At 44.0% G+C, this 20,754-nt stretch carries 19 protein-coding genes and 1 pseudogene; 10 read left to right on the top strand and 10 right to left on the bottom strand.

Annotation, left to right across the window (positions count from 1 at the left end; genetic code table 11):
- The first annotated feature begins 340 nt into the window (after positions 1–340).
- The 4 genes from ACXAH2_RS08765 (at position 341) to ACXAH2_RS08750 (ending at position 3,141) form a co-directional block, all read left to right on the top strand.
- The gene (locus ACXAH2_RS08765) at positions 341–661 is read left to right on the top strand and encodes a DUF6694 family lipoprotein (protein WP_475077939.1); all 321 of its coding nucleotides are present in this window, start codon (positions 341–343) and stop codon (positions 659–661) included.
- A gap of 10 nt (positions 662–671) precedes the next feature.
- Entirely contained in the window at positions 672–1,343 is a 672-nt protein-coding gene (locus ACXAH2_RS08760; protein WP_475077938.1) for a DUF7424 family protein, read from the top strand.
- A gap of 56 nt (positions 1,344–1,399) precedes the next feature.
- Positions 1,400–1,750, top strand: coding sequence for a hypothetical protein (locus ACXAH2_RS08755; protein ID WP_475077936.1), 351 nt, complete (start codon positions 1,400–1,402; stop codon positions 1,748–1,750).
- A 548-nt stretch (positions 1,751–2,298) separates the two neighbouring features.
- Positions 2,299–3,141 carry a DUF6279 family lipoprotein gene (locus ACXAH2_RS08750; RefSeq protein ID WP_475077934.1) on the top strand — a complete coding sequence of 281 codons (843 nt, stop codon included), beginning with the start codon at positions 2,299–2,301 and terminating at the stop codon, positions 3,139–3,141.
- A gap of 193 nt (positions 3,142–3,334) precedes the next feature.
- Here the strand turns inward: ACXAH2_RS08750 and ACXAH2_RS08745 are convergent.
- Positions 3,335–4,684, bottom strand: a pseudogene (locus ACXAH2_RS08745) (IS4 family transposase).
- 178 nt (positions 4,685–4,862) lie between these two features.
- The gene (locus tag ACXAH2_RS08740) at positions 4,863–5,342 is read right to left on the bottom strand and encodes a DUF3592 domain-containing protein (protein ID WP_475077933.1); all 480 of its coding nucleotides are present in this window, start codon (positions 5,340–5,342) and stop codon (positions 4,863–4,865) included.
- Between the two features lie 147 nt (positions 5,343–5,489).
- On the opposite strand from ACXAH2_RS08740, the gene ACXAH2_RS08735 reads away from it, so the two are divergent.
- Positions 5,490–5,612: a hypothetical protein gene (locus ACXAH2_RS08735; protein ID WP_475077932.1), complete on the top strand. Its 123-nt coding sequence runs from the start codon at positions 5,490–5,492 to the stop codon at positions 5,610–5,612.
- A gap of 26 nt (positions 5,613–5,638) precedes the next feature.
- Here ACXAH2_RS08735 and ACXAH2_RS08730 read toward each other — a convergent pair whose 3' ends face one another.
- Positions 5,639–6,001 carry a hypothetical protein gene (locus tag ACXAH2_RS08730; protein ID WP_475077930.1) on the bottom strand — a complete coding sequence of 121 codons (363 nt, stop codon included), beginning with the start codon at positions 5,999–6,001 and terminating at the stop codon, positions 5,639–5,641.
- A 79-nt stretch (positions 6,002–6,080) separates the two neighbouring features.
- Positions 6,081–6,977, bottom strand: a complete 897-nt coding sequence (locus ACXAH2_RS08725; RefSeq protein ID WP_475077929.1) for a hypothetical protein — start codon at positions 6,975–6,977, stop codon at positions 6,081–6,083.
- Positions 6,978–7,133: 156 nt separating this feature from the next.
- Between ACXAH2_RS08725 and dusA the strand changes: the two genes are divergently transcribed.
- The 4 genes from dusA (at position 7,134) to ACXAH2_RS08705 (ending at position 11,084) form a co-directional block, all read left to right on the top strand.
- Positions 7,134–8,186: a tRNA dihydrouridine(20/20a) synthase DusA gene (gene dusA, locus ACXAH2_RS08720; protein WP_475077928.1), complete on the top strand. Its 1,053-nt coding sequence runs from the start codon at positions 7,134–7,136 to the stop codon at positions 8,184–8,186.
- Positions 8,187–8,191: 5 nt separating this feature from the next.
- On the top strand, positions 8,192–9,142 hold the full coding sequence (tal, locus tag ACXAH2_RS08715) for a transaldolase (RefSeq protein WP_475077927.1): 951 nt from the start codon (positions 8,192–8,194) through the stop codon (positions 9,140–9,142).
- A 133-nt stretch (positions 9,143–9,275) separates the two neighbouring features.
- Positions 9,276–9,788 (top strand): DapH/DapD/GlmU-related protein, encoded by a 513-nt coding sequence (locus ACXAH2_RS08710; protein WP_475077925.1) that lies wholly within the window; start codon positions 9,276–9,278, stop codon positions 9,786–9,788.
- 168 nt (positions 9,789–9,956) lie between these two features.
- Complete coding sequence (locus ACXAH2_RS08705) at positions 9,957–11,084, top strand: PQQ-dependent sugar dehydrogenase (RefSeq protein WP_475077924.1); 1,128 nt, start codon at positions 9,957–9,959, stop codon at positions 11,082–11,084.
- Between the two features lie 134 nt (positions 11,085–11,218).
- Here the strand turns inward: ACXAH2_RS08705 and ACXAH2_RS08700 are convergent, their stop codons facing one another.
- Positions 11,219–12,064, bottom strand: coding sequence for an MlaA family lipoprotein (locus ACXAH2_RS08700; RefSeq protein ID WP_475077922.1), 846 nt, complete (start codon positions 12,062–12,064; stop codon positions 11,219–11,221).
- Positions 12,065–12,117: 53 nt separating this feature from the next.
- Positions 12,118–15,993, bottom strand: a complete 3,876-nt coding sequence (hrpA, locus tag ACXAH2_RS08695) for an ATP-dependent RNA helicase HrpA (protein WP_475078049.1) — start codon at positions 15,991–15,993, stop codon at positions 12,118–12,120.
- 202 nt (positions 15,994–16,195) lie between these two features.
- Here hrpA and cysK point away from each other — a divergent pair, with 202 nt between their 5' ends.
- Entirely contained in the window at positions 16,196–17,161 is a 966-nt protein-coding gene (gene cysK, locus ACXAH2_RS08690; RefSeq protein ID WP_475077920.1) for a cysteine synthase A, read from the top strand.
- A 72-nt stretch (positions 17,162–17,233) separates the two neighbouring features.
- Here the strand turns inward: cysK and ACXAH2_RS08685 are convergent, their stop codons facing one another.
- Genes ACXAH2_RS08685 through ACXAH2_RS08670 form a run of 4 tightly spaced genes read right to left on the bottom strand, consistent with a single transcriptional unit; the run spans position 17,234 to position 20,739 of the window.
- Positions 17,234–18,034, bottom strand: coding sequence for a class II glutamine amidotransferase (locus ACXAH2_RS08685; RefSeq protein ID WP_475077919.1), 801 nt, complete (start codon positions 18,032–18,034; stop codon positions 17,234–17,236).
- Positions 18,035–18,056: 22 nt separating this feature from the next.
- Positions 18,057–19,916 (bottom strand): VWA domain-containing protein, encoded by a 1,860-nt coding sequence (locus ACXAH2_RS08680; RefSeq protein ID WP_475077917.1) that lies wholly within the window; start codon positions 19,914–19,916, stop codon positions 18,057–18,059.
- A 47-nt stretch (positions 19,917–19,963) separates the two neighbouring features.
- Entirely contained in the window at positions 19,964–20,443 is a 480-nt protein-coding gene (locus tag ACXAH2_RS08675; protein ID WP_475077916.1) for a YcgN family cysteine cluster protein, read from the bottom strand.
- Between the two features lie 2 nt (positions 20,444–20,445).
- Entirely contained in the window at positions 20,446–20,739 is a 294-nt protein-coding gene (locus tag ACXAH2_RS08670) for a YcgL domain-containing protein (protein ID WP_475077914.1), read from the bottom strand.
- Positions 20,740–20,754: the final 15 nt, after the last annotated feature.

The raw sequence follows: 20,754 nt of genomic DNA, 5'->3' as shown, positions 1-20,754 counted from the left end.
CACCATCTTCTTTACCTAATTATTTGATTTTCGCCACCCAAGACTTACATTGCACAAGACTAAGTATCTCCAATAAAAAACACACCTCACCACTGTTTACTTAACTAAACAAAATATAACAAAAGTTTAAAAAAATAGAATTATTTGTTGATTCTCTACACAAGATTGTTATAGCATTCATTAATGAATACCACATGTTTTTTAAAATTTCATTTTGAAAATACGGAAATGCTTTATGATTTATCTGCCCATCTTTTTTAGCCCTGCTCCCAACGAAATATTTTAGTTCTATTTCTTCGACATATTTAAATGATCTAATCAAATATAAAAGGAATAAAAAGTGAATAAATATTTCAAAATTATTTCAGTGCTTGTTTTGTCGCTCTCTTTGGTCGCATGTGGAGAACCACAGCTGGATACATCGTCCAATGAAGCCATGAAAAAATCAGCAAACGAAATAATGTCAATCTTATCTCCTGAAGACAAAAGTCAGTTTCAGAAAACCGTCACTGGTATCTACATGATGGCCAGATTTTCTGCTATGGAAAGTAATGTCTCAGCAGATGCAGTTGATGAAAAAGTAAATGAAATGCTAGATGGAAAAACAGCCGAAGAAATATTTGCACTGGCTGATGAACTTAACAAAGCCAGTCAGCAATAAATAGGTGATTATGAAATTATTTTATATTATTCCTGTGATGCTATTATCTTTATTTATTCCTGTGATGCTACTGTCTTTAATGACTGGCAGTAAATCTATTGTAGAAACAGAGATACAATTATCGGATTTGTTAAGTTCATCTAGTAAGAAAATCACAGGTGACCTGTATGTTAGTGTTGCAGCTTGCTCCTCTTATGAAGACTCTAGACTGGAATCAGAATCAGTAAAAAAATCTAAAACCACTGTCAATAAACTTTTTTTCGAAGCACAATACATAGAATGCCTTCAAAAGCAATTTGATTCATTTTCGCACTTTACAATTCCGATTACATTAGACAAAGACGATGACAGCCAATTGGCCTCAAATGATAGCCTCAATATTATATCAAACAAAAAAGAACTGTTGAAAATTGGCATTCCCCCATCCATAAATAATCGCATTAATAAAATTGAAAAGAATAGCCTTGGTATGAGCGATACTGATTTTTCAATCCATATCAAAATAGACAATGACCTAGCCGTTGATTATCCTTTTAAAGTGGTATCTGCTTATATTAATGATACTCCATATGTTTATGGAGTTTTGTCTGTCAAAGCAGGCAGTTATTTCGAAATAAAATTATCTGATGTTTCCGTTGGTCAGGCAAGATTGAACGGAGATCCACTCGTGTTACTTCACTAGATTGAATCACTACCAAACCAAACTATAAGGAAATAATCAAAACGAAAGCTCTTTCAATGATCGCATTAATATTTGGATCATTATCCATATATACCAGTAGGTGGTCTATTTATCGCTATGCTATGTACTGTGATGGCGATGGCGATGATTTCGTTCTGAATCGACTTTTATGTGGAATAACTTTTGGTATTAATATTATTAATACTGCGTTTTTAAGCCCCAGCATTTTAATTAGCCATGCGGCATCCTCTCAAACCACAGGTTTTAACGGTGTAGCAAACAATGCACCAACTGAACCGGGAGCCGTTTATTGCTTCTATGTTGGATTCCATATTGTTTTGTTTTGTGCTGCTATTGAATGGCGTTTTTTCCGAGGTGCTGCCAAACAAGCATCTGTGAGTGAATAAAATACAGATTTGTTTTATAAGCTTGCTTTGAAAGGTGATTATAAGCTATTTAACGCGAATTCAACTCCGAAGTGCACCACTCCCTAAATTATGCTGCGCTTCGTAGTTCGTCGAATACGACCGCTGATTATCTATAGATAAGCCAATTCATTATAAAATCAATTTCATTTACATTTTTCACTTTCTTCATACCACACTTATCACAACAAGGCCTTAGCTATCAAACTGCTTTCCCTAATTACCCGTTTCTTCGACAAGACTGAAGCTCAGAAGACTTGTCCGTACTTTCCCTCAATACCCATCCGAACCATCGCCTTCGATTTTTCCAATTTATCAAAGCCTCTTGGAAACGAGCTTGGCGTTTCACTATTTAACTTTTTAAGGAATAACTAAGGATTGTTGCCTTATTAGATTGTTTTTTTGACTTAAAACCCTTCTAGTTTTCACTATGGAACACGATGAAGGGAACAAATTGTAGCTCCATTAGCTCTAAGTTGAGGCTTGATGATGTAGTAGACATGACGGAACAAAGAAAAGGCGAGGTAGATATGAAAAAAGTAAGGTTGTCTTTGATCATAGTATTCAGTTTTTTGTTGAGTGCTTGTTCTACGTCCTTTGTTTATAACAATTTAGATTGGCTACTCTATTGGTATTTAGATGATTACATTACTCTAACGGCGGAGCAAAAATCCCAGTTAGATGATAGTGTGGAGACATGGCAATCATGGCATCGCACGGTAGAGTTACCCAAATACCATCAACAAATAGATCAACTCAGAAGACAATTAGAATCAGGCCCGCTGGATCAACAAGCTTGGCTGCTTGTGTTTGATCAAGTACAGCAAAGCGCTAAACGTTTACGCGAAAGAATTGCACCAGAACTCGCCGTGCTTGCCAAACAGCTCTCACCAGCACAAGTTGAAGAATTATTGTCAGAATGGCAAAAGAACACCCAAGAAAGGCGTGAGAGACGCGCCAACAGCAGTCCAGTAGAACGTTTGACCGAACGTCAAGAAGAACGCATCGAAGAAATCGAAGACAATCTAGGCATACTGACCCCAGAGCAAAAAGACATAGTTCGCACACATATAAAAAATTTAACCTCCACCTTTGAGTATCGAACCGCTTACCAAACTAGACTGCAACGTATTGTTAAAAATCTCTTTGAGCACTCAACTGATGAAGCATTCAGTGACAAACTCAGCGCCTTGATCATAGACCCAAATCAATACAAAACGACCGAACATATCGCTATATCAGTACAAAATAAAATCCAATATGCGCAAATGATGGCCGAGCTTAACCTTACGTTAAGTGCGCAACAGAAACAAAAACTGGATGAAAGCTTGGCTGACCTTAGCCAGACAATTCAAACTTTGGTGGAAGATTAAGACAATTTCCATTATTCCTTCAGTTATTACTAAAGCTATTTTTTGGTTTTCTGTCTTGGTTTTCTGTCTTGGTTTTATGATACGACAAAATCGGCAATTGGCATCATTTGGCGCATGGGATAGCTCATTTGGTGGGGATACCTCATTTGGTGGGGATAGAAATGAAAAAGCCCATCGAAGGATGCAATGCTGTTCACTTAAGGGGAGCAGCGTTGCGATCCACCGGATAACAGGTCTTGTCTATTTTTACCGTCCTAGGTCTAGAAGGCCTAGAACGGTAGTTTATACACAACTCTCCAATACCTGATCTTAGGTGAGCCAAGCGAGTTCCTGTCTTTGATACTGGCTATGCTTGAGCCATCACAATGAGCTGACTCGCAATATAGCAGTATGCCGCCTTAAAGCTTATTTCACTTGGGATTTCTGATAAGCAATGGCTGCCTGCCCAGCTTCACGCCTTATAACATTGTAGGCCAGCAATAAACTCCAAATCTCTTGATATATCAGTTCTACTTTCTTGCTTCTAAGTGTCAGAGCATTATTGTTCATAGAGCTTTTGATATCTCTAAAGCCTAATTCGATTTCCCAGCGTTCATGGTATAGCTTACTCACTATTTCCGTATCAAATTTCGCATAGGGTAAAGAGGTATAAAGCGTCTTCTCAACCTCATTAATTTTATAAGTCACAGCGCGGACATCCCAGTATTCAGGTAGGCTTGAATTGCGTTTTCTAGCCTGATCTGAGACCTTCATGCGCAGTAATTTATCTCGTGAGTTGTACTGTTCGACCTCCTCATAACCTCCCCCCCTTACGGGCAGGAATTAACCAATGGCGATTGTGATTGTGATTGTGATTGTGATTATTACGATTGATGCTGAGCAACAGATCGGCTCCCCAAAAACCTTTATCTAGTAGTGTTACAGAGTGGTCAGGGATACGAGACACAAAGTTCTCAGCCATTCGAATTTCACCTTTGCGATAGGAGCTAATCTGGGCATCAAGCATGATGTGAGATCTCGTATTCATAAGACAGACTAACCTTAGTATAGGATAAGGTGTTTGACGGTTAGTCGAGGTGTTACCAGACCCAAAGTGTTCTCGTAACTCGGGCGTGTCAGGTGTTCGGAACAACGCACCATCAACAGCGAAAACTTGTAGCCCATTCCAATCATCTGCTGGGTAACGCTCACTTCCCCAGTGATAACCTGTTTTACGAAATAGCCACTCAAGTGGCTGGGGGCCGAACCGCTGACGAGCGGAAGAAATACCGCTCTTAGCTAGTAAACAGTCATTCGCCAAGCCTTGCGAACAGATATTTAAACGTCGCGCCACATCTGCAATAGGCTCATCTCTGAAAAGTGACATACCTAACACTAACCAAAGTACCTGATCTGACCGTAATCGCCGCCTACGAATGGTTGCACTCTGAGTGAGCGTAAGAGCTGACTCGACCCATTCAACAGGAATGTTTTGAGTAAAAGTACTTTGGTCTGACAATTGATGTAGATCGTCGATTTCAAGCAAAGTTTGGTGAAGAGACATAAAAAAATCCAGTAGCCTGATGGTTACTGGATTTTAACTAATTATGCTGATTTTTTCTTAAGTGAACAGCATTGCATCAGGGATGGGCTTGGGGGTGTTTGGTTTGGGATTAACGAAGTTAAGGGCTAATTTTCATCTGACCCCAAATTCACAAATTTATAGCGGTAGCCGTCAGGTTTCACTTTTTATACCTTTTCGAGTTAAAGGCGTAAATTAGAAATGTAAATACTACACAACCTGGCACGAGTAATATAAAAACGAGATACTTCCACCAGGGAACCTCAACTATCAAAGCCGACTCTCGTGGATTTTTAGCTGAGTAGTACATGGTAACGGTTTTACTTTTAGCGAAATCGCTTACGAATTTTTTGGCACCAAGTTCTGATAAAAGGCACGGTGTAGTTTTGTAGTGAGTAGTATGACCTTTGTAGGCATACCCACCAACTTGATACTCGTACACTATATTGGGGCAATAGCTAGTCCCATTTGTTCTTTTACTAACTTTATAGCTAGATTCAATAATATGGGCTTTAGCTTCTCTCCATTCAATTGATAATGTAGTGGATATTGACTGAAAGATGGAAAAGGCTAGTAACCCAAAAAAAATTAAACAAAATAAGCAAAAAGCTGTTAATGCTATCCGTTTAAATAAATGCATGAAAAATTTCCTAGGTATAACATCTTAATACGAGTTTACAAATTCATTGATACTAAAAGACTTTCTCGTTTCCTACAAGTCCAAACAACAACTAAAGCCAATATCGGGGCTTTAGTTGCTTTTGGCTTAGAAGTCTACGAAGTTGCGTTGGGCGTAGTCTTTGACGAGGGTGATGTTGTCGTTTACCCAGTCGGGGGTACGGAGCTGGGCGATTTGGGTTTGGTAGAGTCGGATGGCTTGGATAATGTCGGTGACTTCACTCGCGGGTAGAACGACGACTTTAACTCTTTGAATCTCTATTTAATTATATTATTTTCAATTTCTTGATATGAGCCCCAGCCACCTTGAATAACTTCTTCTAAATCACCTGACAAGATGTTAAATGATACGATATATCTATCGTAAGCATATTTAGATATTTCATCCGAGTATAAAGATCCTTTATCTACTAGGCTAATTTCAAAATAGCTTTCATTTAGTTTTTTGCTTTTGACGTTTACATCTAAGTCAACAAGAACGAGGTTGTTTTTTATAATTTTAGGATATAATTTTATTATTTCGGCTTTCGCTCTTTCTGTAAAACTACTAATATCAATTCCTTCACCTGCTTGTGAAGTAAAAGAGAGCAATGAGGTCAATAAAAAAATAAGATTTTTCATAATCATTCTTAAATAGTAATAGCTTAACAGTGTATTTCGCGTTTACATATTCGCTGATACTAAAAGATTTTTTCGTTTCCTACCAGACCAAACAACAACTAAAGCCCACGATTGTGGGCTTTTTACTGCTTGAAGATTTGAGAGGTGGTTGTCCTGTTAAGCGAAATGGCGCAGATTTTGGAACAAAAGGCGGGACGCTCTTCTTTCTAGGGTGCTTCATGTCTTTGACTTCAACTGTGCCTTCATCAAAGTTCACGTCTTCCCATTCTATTCGGCAAATTTCACCTAAACGCCGAGTCGAAAAAATGGCGAACAACACAACCTCTTCCAATGGTGTGACATGCTTACTATTGCAGCCTCGGCCAGTCTTGGTTCTTCCACTGTAAGAACAAATTGCCTTAACCTCATCCAGAGTGGGTCGTCGTGTACGCTGAGTTGATCGGTCAACCACTCCCATTTTGGTACCAAGATCGATTGCATCATCAATTTCTTGAAGATCAACAGGCGTGGACCATGCAACACGAGCATATTTGGCTAGTACGCGAATATAGCTGGCATCTTGCATAACGGTGGCAGGCGCAGCGCCATCTTCATGGTAACGCTTGCGAAAATAAAGCAGTAAATCAGCGGCTTTCATATCCGATAAAACCACCTCGCCCAACATTTCTTCTTTACTCATCAGAAGCATCGTATTGTGTTTGGTTTTACCAAGAGGGTTTGGTGCATTCTCATGCTCAGCCAAATAGCGCGACATACCTTCAGCAACAGATAACTGAACAAGAGATTTGCCGCTGTCTAGTCTACGCTTGATTTCAGATTCACGAACATCGGCCCACAATTTAGCATCGCGCTGGGCATTACGACCTTCAAATGATTCACTTTCGCTGAATACTACATTGCCCTGTTTTTTGATCCGAATTTGGGCATAAACAACGTCTGTACCGTCTTTCTTTTTTCTCTTCCTGAAACTAGCCATATCACAATCCTGTAATTTTATGACATAATTGGGAATCATATTTATTAACGGTATTTAAGAAGGCATTTCGATGCCAGTGCTAAAAAAATAATTTTAGCACTTTGTTAGCACCGGACTCCTTAAAACGCCTATTTACACCCCAAATTGACCATATAAATGCTAAACAAAACCACCGACATTATAGCTTCTAAGCCAGAGAATACAAAGGATACACTGGATAGACGCTTCTGCGTTGCACCCATGATGGATTGGACGACGTCCGATTATCGGGTGTTTGCGCGCACCTTAACGAAGAACACCTTGTTGTACACGGAAATGGTAACCTCGGGGGCTTTATTACATGGCAATCATCCAGAGCGTTTTTTGCATTATGACGAATGCGAGCACCCTATTGCTTTGCAATTGGGTGGATCAAATGCCAAAGAGTTAGGTCAATGCGCGGCCATGGCCGAGCAGTTTGGCTATGATGAGGTGAATTTAAACGTGGGTTGTCCGAGCGATCGGGTACAAAACAGTTTGATTGGCGCTTGTTTAATGGCGCATCCTGACAAGGTCAAAGACGCCATGAAAGCCATGCAAGATGCCTGTGATATTCCTGTCACCATCAAACATCGCATTGGTTTAGACGATCAAGAAGATTACAGTGTGGTGCGTGACTTTGTGGGCGACATCGCCACAACGGGTGTGACCACTTTTATCGTCCATGCCCGTAATGCCATTTTGCAAGGCTTGAGCCCGAAGGAAAATCGTGAGATTCCCCCTCTCAAGTATCATTATTTGCATCAGTTAAAAAGCGATTTTCCAGACCTTGAAATCATCCTTAACGGTGGCATTAAAACCCTAGAGGAATGTCAGCAACACTTAACTGGATTAGAAGGCACAAAATTAGACGGCGTCATGGTGGGTCGTGAGGCGTACCATAACCCTTGGTTGTTGAGCCAGGTAGATCAAGCCATCTATGGTAATGAGGCACCGGTAAGTGATCGCTTTGCCGCCTTAGCGGCCTTTATTCCTTATGTGGAAGCAAGGTTAGCGAAAGGCGAACGCTTGCTGCACATGACGCGACACATTTTAGGTATTTTCCAAGGGCAAGCTGGCGGCAAGCAGTTCCGTCGCTACCTATCGGAAAAAGGTCACAAAGCTGACGCACAGGTTAACGTATTATTAGAGGCCATTGAATTGGTCAAACAACATCAACACAAAGGATAAGAGCAATGAGCAACAAGTTATCGCAACTAAAAGAGTTCACGACCATTGTGGCCGACACGGGTGACATCACGGCAATCAAAGACTTTTTGCCAGAAGATGCAACAACCAACCCTTCCCTAATGTTAAAAGCCGCTCAAATTCCTGAATACGCGCCTTTTCTAGAGCAAGCCGTGGCGTGGGCAAAAACACAAAGCGATGATAAAGCGCAGCAAATTCTAGACGCAGGCGACAAGCTTGCGGTGATTGTTGGTACAGAAATCCTGAAATACGTACCAGGTCGCATCTCAACGGAAGTAGACGCACGTTTGTCTTTTGATAAAGAAGCTACCTTGGCGAAAGCGCGTAAATTGATCGCACTGTATGAAGAAGCGGGCGTGTCTCGTGATCGTGTATTGATCAAAGCCGCTTCTACTTGGGAAGGCATCAAGGCCGCAGAAGAGCTTGAGAAAGAAGGCATCAACTGTAACCTGACTTTGTTGTTCTCATTCGCTCAAGCACAAGCCTGTGCCGAAGCCGGTGTTTACCTGATTTCACCGTTTGTTGGTCGTATCCTTGACTGGTACAAAAAATCAACTGGCCAAGACTACACAGCAGAAACCGATCCTGGTGTCTTGTCTGTGACAGAAATCTACAACTACTACAAGCAACACGGCTACAAAACCGTTGTGATGGGCGCCAGCTTCCGTAACATCGGTGAAATCGAGCAGCTTGCTGGTTGTGACCGCCTAACCATCAGCCCAGCCTTGTTGGAAGAGTTGAAGAAAGATGAAGGCAAGCTAGAGCGTAAATTGCTACCAGCGACTGACGTAACGCCAGCACCGGCCTCAATCACAGAAGCGCAATTCCGTTGGGCAATGAACGAAGATGCCATGGCAACTGAGAAATTATCAGAAGGCATTCGCAACTTCGCAGTTGATCAGCGCAAATTGGAAGACACTTTGGCGTCTATGCTATAAGCCAGATGTGATTTAGAAACGCGACTTAGGTCGCGTTTTTTGTTTGTCTCCATAACGCTGCTGATTATTGCTCTTCTGGCTATCAATGCCTTATTTTCCATATAAAACATTATAAAACAGGCCCAGCACACAGATGACGGAATTTGAAAAAATGCTCTCTGGACAGGCGTTTAACAGTCTGGAGACTGAGTTGAGATTAAAGCGCGAAGCCGCCCGCCTCGCTTGTGCAAAATACAATGCTCACCCCAGCAAAGGCAATCTTAGACACATTACTCGCTTGTTCGCACAATCCGAACAGGCCATCATTGAGCCTGGTTTTCAGTGCGACTATGGCAGTCAAATTCATTTGGGTAAAAACGTCTACATCAACTTTCATTGCGTGATGCTCGACAGCGCACCCATTTATATTGGCGATCAGGTGTTGATTGGTCCAGCGGCGCATTTTTATACCGTGGATCACCCAAGAGACGCAGCACAACGCGCTTCTGGCGAATGTGTTGCTCAGTCTATTAGGGTCGGCAATCGTGTATGGATTGGCGGAGGGGCTAAGATTTTACCCGGTGTCGAAATCGCTGATGACGCCATTATTGCTGCCAATGCCGTGGTGACACGCCATGTTGCACAAGGCGAGCGTTATTTCGGCTAAATTGCACAAATATTAATCAATTGTTAGCATATTCATTCAATTAAGCACCGAGTCCTGAACACTACTTCAAACTGGGTAAGTAATCAGTAATAGCAAAGGAAATGTCTTTTCAGCCGCTGTTTCTTTGACTATTTTCTATATACTGAACGAAAATTTTCAGGGGGCCAAATGCCATATTGGATCATTCTTTTCATCAGCTTATTATCATTCAATCTCTATGCAGACAGTCTGCATGAAAACAGTGATGATACGCCACTTAATGTTTCGCAAGTTGCCGAATTCAACGGCATACCTTGGGGCATTAGCTTGCTTGATGACCAATTTGCCATTGTCACCGTCAAACAAGGTGAAGCCTACAAGGTTAATCTGAATACGGGTGAAAAACAGGCATTAAGCAATTTGCCAAGCGTTGATAGCCGTGGTCAAGGTGGTCTATTGGATGTGGCAAAATTACCAGACTTTCAAGCAAACGATCCATCGTCTGCAAACAACTGGTTGTATTTCACTTATTCCAAATCGACGGATAAAGGCTCAGTAACCACACTGGCAAGAGCAAAGCTTAGCGGCACTCAATTGGTCAACTGGCAAGACCTATTGGTCAGTGATTCCGCTACCGACACCAGCAAACATTACGGTGGACGCATTGCCTTTGATGACCAACAACATGTGTTCTTCAGCATTGGCGATCGCGGTGTGCGTAAAAGCGCGCAAGACTTAAGCAATCACGCGGGCAGCATCATTCGTCTTAACTTGGATGGCAAGGTACCGGCAGACAACCCCTTTGTTTCTCACGCCAATATTCGAAATGAAATCTGGAGTTATGGGCATCGAAACCCGCAGGGATTATTCTATGACCAAGACACTCAAACGCTTTGGTCCAATGAACATGGCCCACGCGGTGGTGACGAGATCAATCTGATTCGCCCAGGCGCTAACTACGGCTGGCCAATTGTCTCCTATGGTAAGGAATATTGGGGGCCAATCAGCGTTGGCGAAGGCACAGAAAAAGACGGCATCGATAACCCAATCAAGGTGTACATTCCTTCTATTGCGCCTAGCAGCCTGATTAAGTACCAAGGGTTCTTGTTCTCAAACTGGAATGGCGACTTTTTGTCCACCGCTTTAGCGTTACGTCATCTTAATAAAATTCATGTTGAGCAAGATGGCAGCACCAAGGAAACGCGCTATTTAGAAGACTTGAATGAACGTTTACGCTGCATTGCGCAAGATTCAAAAGGCGTGCTTTATTTGGGCACAGATTCAGGTAAGTTGTTGAAAGTCACTGTTCAGCCCTAGCCAACTCAGTAACCAACTCAATAACCAGCTTTGTCTTTCCAAGTCTTTGGTGGAATAGCAATACTTTCCACCTAAAGACGACAGAGGCTTAAAGAGACTGTCCTGCTATTAAGATTTATCACAACCACCTTAGATTATTGCGACCAGCTGCTGCTGTCGTCGCCCCAGCTATCACCAGCATCGTCGCCCCAGCTATCCGCTGAGTCATCTCCCCAACTAGAGTCATCTCCCCAACTATCGTCGCCAGATTCATCCCCCCAACTAGCAGCTGAATCACTGTCCGGCTTGGCTTGAGAAGATGGCGCTGGAACCTGACCATCGTAAATTTCAAACTCACGATTTTGTAAGTAGATGTCACGAATGAAACTGTAGCGATCACCAATGATAAGGGACTCAGTACTCAGTAGCCCGGCTCGTGTTTCCACTATATCGAGCACGAATAAACCCGTTTCTTCATCCGAGTTCACATTCAAACGACTGATGCCATCATCGTAAGTCAAGTCCACCGCAAGACCAGCACCGTCACGCACCGTCGATGGCCCAAAGAAAGGCAACACCAAATAAGGCCCAGAAGACACCCCCCAATAGGCGAGTGTTTGCCCAAAGTCTTCATCGTATTTTTTTAACCCCATTTCACTGGCAACATCAAAAATGCCAAACCAACCCGCGGTACTGTTGATGATGAAACGCCAAGTGGAAGAGGCTGTTTGATCCCATTTTCCTTGCAACAAATTATTGGTGATGTTGCCAATTTCCCCTAAATTAGAGAAGAAGTTGCTTACCCCTTTCTGCACCGGGTTCGGCGTAACCCTTTTATAGCCCTTGGAAAGAGGTTTTAATACCGCACCATCTACCGCGTCATTAAAGGTGAACATGGCACGATTAAAGCCTTCCCAAGGATCTTCTTCTGTTGCCGCCCATAGTGATTGGCTAAGCAATAACAAACAACCAAAGATCAACACATTGATACGATTAAGCATGTTTCCTTCCTACTGATGAAAATACAGGCCAGAGCCTACATTCTAGTCAATTCTTATGACACTAATTTTTTGACGTCTTGCCATTGTTTGGCAAGACGTTTTGCCGAAATGGGTTCCAAGGTTCCGACCGATTGCGCAAATAATGAAATCCGATACTCTTCTAACATCCAACGGTATTTCATGAGTTCGGGATCATACAAGGCTTTCTCATCATGAGCCTTTTTCTGTTTTGCATAGGTTTGCCACAAGCCTTCTAACTCAGACACAAGCTGATTCTCTTTGTTTAAGTGGTTTTGAAAGCGCTCCAAGCGCACTTCAATGCCTTTGAAATAACGTGGCAATTGCCCCAACCAAAACAGTGGCGTATTGCCGATAAAACCGGGGTAAATCAACTGCCCAAGCTGGAACTGAATGTCACCGTAAATGCGTGTCCAAGGCAAAGGAATATTGCCTTTCATGCGTTTCGCTACGCCTTGATAAGAAGACAAGACACGATACAGCTGTTCTGCCATGTCATTGGCGACCGCAATCAAATTGCCTTTGTGGTCGGCCACGCTCTCTACAAACTCCTGCTTCTGTCGAGGCAAAGGACGTTGATCCAAAAACACCTTGTTCAGAATGGCATCCAGCAGATCTTCCAACAAAGATTCTTTGGGTCCCAAGGGGGCAAATATCAACATGGACTCTTTGAGTTTAGGCAGATTCTTTTTCAAATAACGCATTTCTTTGTTCAAGGTCAGCTTGAGCAAGGTAATCACACCCTTACGATGGGTTTCAATAGCGGTACTCTGGTCATCAAACATTTTCAACGCCACGGTTTCACCCTGCGACACCAGTGCAGGAAAGGCGGTTACCTTAATACCCGCTTGCTTGATTTCTTGCCGTTCTGCAATGCCCTGTTCCGGCCATTCGGTAAGACCTTCCTCTTCATGGGCCTTGGTGCCGAATTTCGCAAAACTCTCTTCGACCAGATCGCTAAACTGGCTTTGCAATTGCGCCAGATCTTTACCTTGTCCTAACACCTTGCCACGCTCGTCAACCACTTCTAGATTAAGCGTCAAATGAGAATCCAGTTTATCGACATTCCATTCGTTTAGAGGAATATCAATCAAGGTTTCGCGTTTAATCTGCAAACTGAGTTGTTCTAGCAAATCCCCTTTTTCTTTCGATAAATTAGGATAAATGCGATCCACAAACTGGGGAATCGGCACAAAGCGACGGCGCAGCACTTTCGGCAAAGCGCGAATCAAGGCTTCACAACGCTCCTTGATGTAACCCGGCACCGCCCAGCCTAAATCTTCAATACTTAACTGACGTAATAAGCCAACAGGCACTTTAAGTGTCGCGCCATCCGTGGTTTTACCCGGCTCAAATTTATAATCAATCGGCAGAGCTACGCCATTTAAACCAAAAGAGTCAGGAAAGGCTATGTCATCCACCGCCACCTGTTGATTGATCAAATCCGCTTTGCTCATTAACAAAGCATCGGGCTGAGTTTTCACAAAATGCTCAAGGCTTTTCAGATTACGTACATTCTCTGGTAAACGCTGATCATAGAATTGAAACACCGCTTCGTCGTCGACCAAGATATCACGCTTTCGCAGCTTGGCTTCCTGCATTTCCACATCATCGATCAGGGCTTTGTTGTGACGATAAAACGCCAGCTTAGTCCGCAATTCTCGCTCAACCAAACCTGAACGAATGAAAATCTCACGGGCTTCTTCAGGCTGCACATGACCATAATCCACCCGGCGTTTTGGCACTATAATCAGTCCATACAAGGACACTTGTTCATTGGCCATGACACGGCCTTGATTACGCTCAAAATGCGGATCGAGATACTGACGCTTCACAAAAGCCCCCGCGTATTCTTCAATCCAGGCAGGGTCAATGCGCGCCACCACACGGGCATAAAGCTTACTGGTTTCCACCAGCTCAGCCGCCATCACCCATTGAGGCGGCTTCTTAAACAAGATGGAACCCGGAAAAATAGACAACTTACGCGAACGACAGCCCAGCATGTCTTTGCTGTCGTCCATCTTGTTGGCCACCTGAGTGAACAAACCAGCCAACAAAGAGCGATGAATGGCTTCGTAATTACGCGTATCACTGGCTTTGTCTTTGAAACCCAGTTGCTTACAAGCAATCATGATCTGACGATGAATGTCACGCCATTCACGCATGCGCATAAAATTTAAAAATTGTTTACGACAGAATTGGCGCAATTGATTTTGCGATAAGGCTTGGCGCTGAGTTTCAAATCGCTCCCAGAGATTTAAGAAAACAGCAAAATCCGAATCTTCGTCCTTGTCTTGCGCGTGAGCCTGATCCGATTGAGTTTTCTTATCTTGTGGACGTTCTCTTGGGTCAGCAATGGACAAGGCACTGACAATAATAGACACATCAGATAACACACCATAATGCTCGGCCGCGATCAGAATACGACCTAATTTTGGATCAATCGGCAATTTCGCTAACTGGCGGCCAATGGGCGTTAAACGATCTTTTTTCAGGACGCCTAATTCGGTTAACGCACGATACCCATCATTGATCATGCGTTTTTCTGGCATTTCTACAAAAGGGAATTTCTCCACAGCGCCCAGTTTCAGGTTGGCCATTTGCAAAATGACCGAGGCCAAATTGGTACGAAAAATTTCCGGATCAGTAAACTCAGGTCGATTGTTAAAATCCGCTTCATCGTACAAGCGAATACAAATCCCTTCTGCCACACGACCACAACGGCCTGCCCTTTGGTTGGCACTGGCTTGACTGATTTTTTCGATGGGTAGCTGCTGAACTTTGGAACGCACACTGTAACGACTGATACGGGCTAATCCTGGATCAATCACATAACGAATGCCCGGCACGGTCAAGGAGGTTTCGGCCACGTTAGTTGAAAGTACAATTCGTCGCCCTGAGTGAGGTTTAAAGATGCGTTGCTGCTCGCTGGCGGTTAGTCTGGCGTACAAGGGCAAGACTTCGGTAGAGCGCAGTTCAGCACGGCGTAAAATCTCAGCGGTTTCGCGGATTTCACGTTCTCCTGGAAGGAACACCAAAATATCCCCCGCGCCACGATAACCTGAGCCTTTTTCTTCAGCGATCAACCACTCCACCGCATCTAAGATGCCCTGCTCCATACTTTGATCTTCGTCCAGCTCGGAGTCGGCTTTGCTCAACAAGGGCTGATAACGAATTTCCACCGGATAAGTTCGGCCAGACACTTCAATAATGGGCGCATTATCAAAATGCTTAGAAAAACGTTCCACATCTATGGTGGCCGAGGTGACGATGACTTTTAAATCAGGACGCACCGCCAACACTTGTTTAAGATAGCCCAACAAAAAGTCAATGTTCAAGCTGCGTTCGTGAGCTTCGTCTATGATGATGGTGTCGTATTTATAGAGGCGTTTGTCTTGCTGAATTTCCGCCAGCAAAATACCGTCTGTCATCAATTTGATCAGGGTATTGTCACTGCTTTCATCGCTAAAACGCACCTGAAAACCCACTTGTTCTCCCAATTCCACTTGCAGTTCATCACTGATGCGTTCCGCTACGCTGCGCGCTGCTAGGCGTCGTGGTTGCGTATGACCAATTAAGCCAGCTTGACCACGGCCAGCCTGCAAACACATTTTTGGTAATTGAGTGGTTTTTCCCGAGCCTGTTTCCCCCGCGATGATGACCACTTGATGCGCTTCAATGGCGTTGATGATTTCATCGGCACGGGCGGCCACAGGTAAGTTTTCATCGTAACGGACGTCTGGCATCGCGGCCAAACGAGCGTCATAACGTTCACGGGATTGCTCAACTAGGTCGGCTAACTCATTGGCCAGTTTGTCGAACGGCAGTCCGTCTTTTTGCCGCTTGTCTATTTGCTCTTGCTTACGGTGAATACGATGACGATCTTTGGTCATCACAAGATGATTTTGCATGGTGTCCAAACAAAGTTCCTAATTGATTAGGTGTTGTCAGTGCGCAAAGAAAATGAAAGGCGCACACATTCTATCGATATCGTTGGAAATTCTAACATTAATCCCTATGAAGAGGTTATAGTGAAGCAGCGCTAAACCGCTTACATAACAATTTTGACACAAGCAGTACTTCTCAATTCACCAAAACAAAAAGGATAATGCTATGTCTCATCAAGTATTCGACGACAATTCTCTGACCATAGGCAATACACCGCTGGTTCGATTAAACAGAATTGGTAATGGCAACATTTACGCCAAGTTGGAAGCGCGTAACCCAGCCTTTTCCGTGAAATGTCGTATTGGCGCTAACATGATTTGGGACGCAGAAAAAAAAGGTCTACTCACCAAGGGCAAATCCATCGTCGAACCGTCCAGTGGTAACACAGGTATTGCTCTGTGCTTTGTGGCGGCCTCTCGCGGCTACCCTATTACCATTACCATGCCAGCCAGCATGAGCTTGGAACGTCGCCAAGTAATGAAGGCCTTGGGGGCCAAGATAGTATTAACGGAACCTGCCAAAGGCATGAAAGGCGCGATTGAAAAAGCGCAAGAAATCGCCCAAGACGACAACTTTGTGTTGATGCAACAGTTCGAAAACCCTGCCAACCCAGAAATTCACGAACAAACTACTGGCCCTGAAATTTGGCAAGACACCAACGGAGACATTGATGTATTTGTGGCGGGTGTCGGTACGGGCGGCACCATTACGGGTGTGAGTCGTTATATCAAACACACACAAGGCAAAGCCATTATCAGTGTGGCAGTCGAACCGACCAGTTCCCCGGTAATTACACAGACCTTAAAGGGTGAAACACCCACCCCTGCACCACATGAAATCCAGGGTATTGGCGCAGGTTTTGTGCCGAAAAACCTAGACTTATCTGTGGTCGATTTAGTGGAACAAGTTAGCAACGAAGACGCGATTGACATGGCCAAACGCTTAATGCGCGAAGAAGGCATTTTATGCGGTATTTCTTGTGGCGCCGCTGTGGTTGCCGCTGAGCGTTTAAGCCAGCAAGCAGCATACCAAGATAAGAAAATCGTTGTGGTATTGCCGGATTCCGGCGAACGTTACTTATCAACCGTCCTGTTTGAAGGCGAATTCGGTGACAATGAGTTAGTGCAATAATGAAATGCATGCCCCCTGTGTGAATCCTTTTCAAACAGGGGGTAGGTCGTCTTTGCTGATGATCTTTAAGGCTCAAACTGCATCACTCTGTTGTTCTGCATAAATCTGCGCCACCACTTCACCACCGTCAAACACACACAATTCGCCTTGCTGCATTTGTTGCCAAGTTTCATCCTGTGTCAAAGGCTGTGTGGCAATCACAGTGACCACATCTTTGTCTGTGGTCACTTCTTTGAAATCCACTATGACATCTTCGTCAGAGAGACTGGCTTTTTTAAATGGTGCACGACGAGTAATCCAATGTAATTTGGTGGTACAAAAGCAATAAAGACGCTGGCCATCAGACAGCATCATGTTAAACACACCGCGCTCTTTGAGTTGTGATGCCAATGCCGATAATGCCCGAGCCAGACGTTCTACATCCGGTTCCCCCTCGTCAAAACGCCTTTGCAGTTGCTCAATAATCCAACAAAACGCCCGTTCTGAGTCTGTGTTGCCCAGTGGATGGGTTTTCTCGATTGATAATTCTTGTGCCTTTGCCAATTGTCCATTATGGGCATAAGACCAGGTCTTGCCCCATAACAAGCGGCTAAAAGGGTGGGTATTAAGCAAACAGACTTGGCCCACATTGGCCTGACGAATGTGAGTAATAACGATGTCACACTTGAGTGAGGTTTGACTCATCACTTCGGCCATATCGGAATCGGCACTGGGTCTTGGGTCATGAATGGCCCAGACATCCCCATCTCGATACATGGCCATACCCCAGCCGTCTTTATGGGGGCCAGTACGACCACCACGGGCACGCAAGCCCGAAAAACTAAAACAAATATCCGTCGGCACGTTGGCACTCATGCCTAACAATTCACACATCTTGGTTTATCTTCACTCTCTTTCAATTATTGTTAGACTTACGGAGACGGCGATACAATAGTATACCGCCGACAATAACAGCAAGACCCCCTAGGTTTAACGCAGCGTATAAAATCCAATCGCTGGACGTCATTTGCTCAGCATCTTCTTTCAGTGTCGCCTGCAAATCTTCGTCAGATGCTGTTTCCTCGGCGCTTTCCTCAGCCATAACTTGATCCACTAGGTCATCGTCGTCTTCAACCACGGACACTAGAGGAGCGACAGCGACGGCCATGGCTTCACGATTTTCAGAATTGATTGGCGTCACCAATAAACTCGGCAATCCTGACTGTCCGTCTTGCGATACATTGGCTTTCGCCCCCCCATGACGGTCAAGGTGCCATTGCGGCGTGGTGTATTCAAAACGTAATCCTGTTTGTGTCACAGCCAACAAGCTTGCTTGCACCAATAAATGATCATCAGGGGAAACCGGCATCACCTTTTCCCAGTAACCTTGACCAATTAACGGCATCTCTTCACGACGCTGCGAGCCATCCTGCTCAATAAATTCTAACATCACGCTAGAGCGCAACAGATTCAATTTCAAATTCACCGGCTTAGCCGTCAATGCCACCAAATCGTCACTGGGTGTGGAACCGGTAAATTCAATGGCTGGATGCACAGTAAAGAACTGACTCAACTGGCGTTTAAACGTCTGCCCATCCACCGAGCTGACCAATTCATAATTACCCGGCTCAGAAATGCCTTCTAGACGTACTTTAAATTGGTTGTTGGTCATCTTCAGATCGTAACTTACAACAGGTTCTTTTTGCTCACCATTCAGACGATACAAAGTCTGTTCAACCTTTAACAAATCCAACAACTGGCGATCTTGCACCAGTACCCCCTTTTGGAATAAGCCGATAGAGGAAAAAATTGGTTCATTGACAAAAATCACCGGGGCAATCTTGGTGGCTTGCGCGCCCAGATCCGTGATCACTCGGACACTGCTTCGTGCCAAATCCACATTCTTCACTTGCCAAATGCCGGGCAGTGGATCTTGCACACTAATGAGGGTGTAATGATCTGCTGCCGACACAGCGACCTTTTCTCCCCCTACCAGAGGCAAGGTAGAATCATCCGGCAATATTACTTGTGGCTGCTCACCTTTTTCATGGAACACCACCAAGGTCAGTTCATTAATCGCCTCATCCACCGCAAACTGATCCCCTTCAAATGGCAATTCATCAGAGGGTGAGGCTTGTGAAAATATGCGCTCAAAGGTGTCCAGCAAATCTTGCGGCACCGCCACTTCGGTATGTGTAGCGTTAGTACGTAAGGACAAATTTTCGAGCAACAATTTATCTGTGTAGCCCGTCATAGAAATAGTATGTAAATGGATATTAAGCGACTCAAGTTGCTGTGCTAACTCGTTCAGAATACGTTCACGGGAGGCTTTATTTACCGCTTCGTCTAAGCTGATGTCGACCATGCCGTCGGTCACTAGGATCCAATGACGATCAAAACCCGGTGCTAACTCGCCAGAATCCGGTGTTTCTAACAAGAGTTTAATGATGGCTTCAAGATCGGTTTTGACATCTTGCGTGACATAACTGTTGACGTAACTGGCTACCCGTGCTTTGGTTTGTGCATTGACTGGCGCTTCAGGCACTAACACACGTGGTGCTTCACCAAACAGCCAAATGCCCAAAGTGGCTTTGTCATCGGGTGCAAGATTGGAAATGAGACGTAATGCCTCGGCCGTAAGCTTATCAGGATCACTGATCAACATACTGCCAGAGGCATCCACTATGACACGAAATTGCGCATCAGCATAGACAACAGGTGTTGCTAGACCTAACCCAACCATTAACAACAGAGCACGTATTTTCAACCATTTCAAAACGCTGAACTCCTTTAATCACACTGCTGTCATCTAGGATGTTATGCCTAACTCAAATCATAAGGCTCCGGCATACCGTGCACCCATTTGATAATATGAGTGTCCCAGTCTTCTTCATCCACCGTATTTTCATTAACAGCATAGTGTTGAACAGTCAGCCCCTGACGGAGCATTTCTTTGTTGCTACCGATGAGCAAAGGATGCCAGTTAGGCAGTTCCTTCGTTTCATGCAAAACACGATAACTGCATGTGTCTGGCAGCCAGTGAAACTCATCAATCTGATCGGGTGTCAGCGTAATACAGCTTGGCACAATAGTCTGTCTTGTTTCGTAAACCTTGCACTGACAACGGGTAATATCTAACTGATGACACGAAAGATTAGTGTAATACACCTCTTCCGTGTCTTCGTCCTGTAACTTTTGCAAACAGCATTTGCCACACCCATCGCAAATGGATTCCCATTGCTCAGAAGACATTTTTGCCAATGGCACTGTCTTCCAAAAAGGCTCGTAACGCTTGGCGATCATAACTAATAAACGGCCTCAGTTGGCGTTTTGTATAGATCCAACAAGTAATCGTCTTTCACAGGTGGCAATTGCAGATAAAAGCCTTGCTCACGAATGGCGTCAATGACCGTCTGCGCCTCAGCGCGCGCCAATTTTTTTTCAGCGGTCAACAGCATGGTCATGGCACTGACGCCTTTACCAAAACGCTCCATCAACTCCTCAGGTACTTTTGACAATCCACTTGTCTTTTCAACATAAATGTACATTTCATCGCGCTTTGAGGAGCGAAATACTTCAATAATTAATGGCTGTTTCATAGGTTTCTCTTGGTT

It is taken from the genome of Marinomonas sp. ABL3_031, from assembly GCF_056161265.1.
This window is presented reverse-complemented; position numbering and strand designations above follow the sequence as displayed.

Coding starts and splice junctions, on each gene's coding strand:
- ACXAH2_RS08760 (WP_475077938.1), top strand. CDS start 672: ATGAAATTATTTTATATTATTCCTGTGATGCTATTATCTTTATTTATT.
- ACXAH2_RS08755 (WP_475077936.1), top strand. CDS start 1,400: ATGATCGCATTAATATTTGGATCATTATCCATATATACCAGTAGGTGG.
- ACXAH2_RS08750 (WP_475077934.1), top strand. CDS start 2,299: ATGAAAAAAGTAAGGTTGTCTTTGATCATAGTATTCAGTTTTTTGTTG.
- ACXAH2_RS08740 (WP_475077933.1), bottom strand. CDS start 5,342: ATGCATTTATTTAAACGGATAGCATTAACAGCTTTTTGCTTATTTTGT.
- ACXAH2_RS08730 (WP_475077930.1), bottom strand. CDS start 6,001: ATGAAAAATCTTATTTTTTTATTGACCTCATTGCTCTCTTTTACTTCA.
- ACXAH2_RS08725 (WP_475077929.1), bottom strand. CDS start 6,977: ATGGCTAGTTTCAGGAAGAGAAAAAAGAAAGACGGTACAGACGTTGTT.
- dusA (WP_475077928.1), top strand. CDS start 7,134: ATGCTAAACAAAACCACCGACATTATAGCTTCTAAGCCAGAGAATACA.
- tal (WP_475077927.1), top strand. CDS start 8,192: ATGAGCAACAAGTTATCGCAACTAAAAGAGTTCACGACCATTGTGGCC.
- ACXAH2_RS08710 (WP_475077925.1), top strand. CDS start 9,276: ATGACGGAATTTGAAAAAATGCTCTCTGGACAGGCGTTTAACAGTCTG.
- ACXAH2_RS08705 (WP_475077924.1), top strand. CDS start 9,957: ATGCCATATTGGATCATTCTTTTCATCAGCTTATTATCATTCAATCTC.
- ACXAH2_RS08700 (WP_475077922.1), bottom strand. CDS start 12,064: ATGCTTAATCGTATCAATGTGTTGATCTTTGGTTGTTTGTTATTGCTT.
- hrpA (WP_475078049.1), bottom strand. CDS start 15,993: ATGCAAAATCATCTTGTGATGACCAAAGATCGTCATCGTATTCACCGT.
- cysK (WP_475077920.1), top strand. CDS start 16,196: ATGTCTCATCAAGTATTCGACGACAATTCTCTGACCATAGGCAATACA.
- ACXAH2_RS08685 (WP_475077919.1), bottom strand. CDS start 18,034: ATGTGTGAATTGTTAGGCATGAGTGCCAACGTGCCGACGGATATTTGT.
- ACXAH2_RS08675 (WP_475077916.1), bottom strand. CDS start 20,443: ATGATCGCCAAGCGTTACGAGCCTTTTTGGAAGACAGTGCCATTGGCA.
- ACXAH2_RS08670 (WP_475077914.1), bottom strand. CDS start 20,739: ATGAAACAGCCATTAATTATTGAAGTATTTCGCTCCTCAAAGCGCGAT.